Source organism: Streptomyces sp. NPDC057638, from assembly GCF_042800315.1.
Classification (GTDB): domain Bacteria; phylum Actinomycetota; class Actinomycetes; order Streptomycetales; family Streptomycetaceae; genus Streptomyces.
The window spans coordinates 1-2614 of record NZ_JBHVHF010000543.1; the positions used below are offsets into that span (position 1 = coordinate 1).

At 69.3% G+C, this 2614-nt stretch carries 1 protein-coding gene; it reads right to left on the reverse strand.

Going from position 1 to position 2614, the window contains the following annotated elements; all coding sequences use genetic code 11:
* Positions 1-440: 440 nt before the first annotated feature.
* The gene (gene typA, locus ACFVIM_RS34550) at positions 441-2342 is read right to left on the reverse strand and encodes a translational GTPase TypA (protein WP_384310188.1); all 1902 of its coding nucleotides are present in this window, start codon (positions 2340-2342) and stop codon (positions 441-443) included.
* Positions 2343-2614: the final 272 nt, after the last annotated feature.

Here is a 2614-nt window from a genome sequence, read left to right on the forward strand (position 1 = left end):
CCCCTGAGGAGGGGCCGGCCGGGCCGTTCTCGGCCAAAGTCACCGAGGGGGGTTTGGGTGCCGCGCGGCACCCCGGCTGCGCGGGCGGGACCTGATCCATCCGGCCCGACCGCTGGAGACCGCCCGGACGCCTTCCCCTGGGAGGGCGTCATCTCAGGGCCGTCGTGGGTTCCGCCGTAGAGCTTCGGCCCCCGGGGTCCCACGAGAGGGCTGCACCCCGAGCGCTTCCGTGAGAGCCCCACCACCGGGTCACACCAGGGTGCTGTGCCGGTGATTAGCTCCGTGCAGGGACTCGCTCCACCCGAGGTCGGCTGCGAGCCGAAGGGGCGCGTCGAGTTCTCAGGTGAGTCGCGCGGAGATCGCGAGGTACGAGCGATCGAGCACGTCGATCCTGAGAATCTCGACTAAAGCGCCCCGGAGGCGAGCAGCCGCTCAAAAAATCAGCCGTGCTTGGCGCGCGAGGCGGCGCGGGCGCGCTCGCGGGCGTCCAGGTTCACCTTGCGGATACGGACGGCCTCCGGGGTGACCTCGACGCACTCGTCGTCGCGGCAGAACTCCAGCGACTGCTCCAGCGAGAGCTTGCGCGGCGGCACGATCGCCTCGAAGGAGTCGGCGGAGGAGGAGCGCATGTTGGTGAGCTTCTTCTCCTTGGTGATGTTGACGTCCATGTCGTCGGAGCGGGAGTTCTCGCCGACGATCATGCCCTCGTAGACCTCGGTGCCCGGGTCCACGAAGAGGACACCGCGCTCCTGGAGGTTGGTCATCGCGAAGGCGGTGACGGCGCCGGAGCGGTCGGCGACCAGGGAGCCGTTGTTCCGGGTGGTCAGGGTGCCGAACCAGGGCTCGTGGCCCTCGTGGATGGAGTGGGCGATGCCCGTGCCCCGGGTGTTGGTGAGGAACTCCGTACGGAAGCCGATCAGGCCGCGGGACGGGACGACGAACTCCATGCGGACCCAGCCGGAGCCGTGGTTGGACATGTTGTCCATGCGGCCCTTGCGGACGCCCATGAGCTGGGTGACGGCGCCCATGTGCTCCTCGGGCACGTCGATCGTCATGCGCTCGACGGGCTCGTGGACCTTGCCGTCGACGTCCTTGGTGACCACCTGGGGCTTGCCGATGGTCAGCTCGAAGCCCTCACGGCGCATCTGCTCGACCAGGATGGCCAGCGCCAGCTCGCCGCGGCCCTGCACCTCCCAGGCGTCGGGGCGCTCGGTGTCCAGCACGCGCAGGGAGACGTTACCGATCAGCTCGCGGTCGAGGCGGTCCTTGACCTGGCGGGCGGTGACCTTGCGGTCCTTGACCGCCGCCTTGGCCTCGGCGCCCTTGCCGGTGCCGCCGCGGCCGACCAGCGGGGAGGTGTTGGTGCCGATCGTCATGGAGATCGCGGGCTCGTCGACCGTGATCAGCGGCAGCGCGATCGGGTTCTCCGGGTCGGCCAGGGTCTCGCCGATCATGATCTCGGGGATGCCCGCGACGGCGCAGATGTCACCGGGGCCCGCGACCTCGGCGGGCTTGCGGGTGAGCGCCTCGGTCATCATCAGCTCGGTGATGCGCACGCTCTGCGTCGAACCGTCGCGCTTGATCCAGGCGACGGTCTGGCCCTTGCGGAGTTCGCCCTGCTCGACGCGGAGCAGCGCGATACGGCCGAGGAAGTTGTCGGCGTCCAGGTTGGTGACATGGGCCTGGAGCGGCGCGGTCTCGTCGTACTCGGGGGCCGGGACGTGCTCCAGCAGGGTGGTGAAGAACGGCTCCAGGCTGTCGCTGTCGGCGGGGACGGTGCCGTCGGCGGGCTTGGTCAGGGAGGCGACGCCGTCACGGGCGCAGGCGTAGACGATCGGGAACTCGATCTGGTCCTCGTCGGCGTCCAGGTCGAGGAAGAGGTCGTAGGTCTCGTTGACGACCTCGTCGATCCGGGAGTCGGGACGGTCCGTCTTGTTGATGCACAGGATCACGGGCATCCGCGCCTGGAGGGCCTTGCGCAGGACGAAACGTGTCTGCGGGAGCGGGCCCTCGGAGGCGTCCACCAGCAGCACCACGGCGTCGACCATGGACAGACCGCGCTCGACCTCACCGCCGAAGTCGGCGTGGCCGGGGGTGTCGATGATGTTGATCGTGATGGGCGCCCCGCCGGCCTTCGGGTGGTACTTGACCGCCGTGTTCTTGGCGAGGATCGTGATGCCCTTCTCACGCTCCAGGTCGTTCGAGTCCATCACACGGTCGTCGACCTGCTGGTGCGCCGCGAAGGCTCCGGCCTGCTTCAGCATGGCGTCGACCAGGGTGGTCTTGCCATGGTCGACGTGGGCGACGATGGCGACGTTACGGATGTCGTGGCGCGTGGGCATGCTGGCTAGCGCTTCTCTCGATCGTGGGATGCGGCGTTTTCGGCGTACGCCCTGCCGGGGCGGACGCGCCACGGCTCTATCCCATGGTACGGGGCGGTGGCGGGGAGGGCTTCCCGGTACGGGTGGGGCCGCCTCGTGGGGTGCGCGTCACGGCATGTTGTGAACAAAAGTCAACGGGTGGGAACGATCCTGCCGGGGCCGCCCCGGCCGGGCAACCACTCGTGAGCCACATCTGAGGTTCGGCACCTGTGACGGCCCGCCCCGTCCCGGGG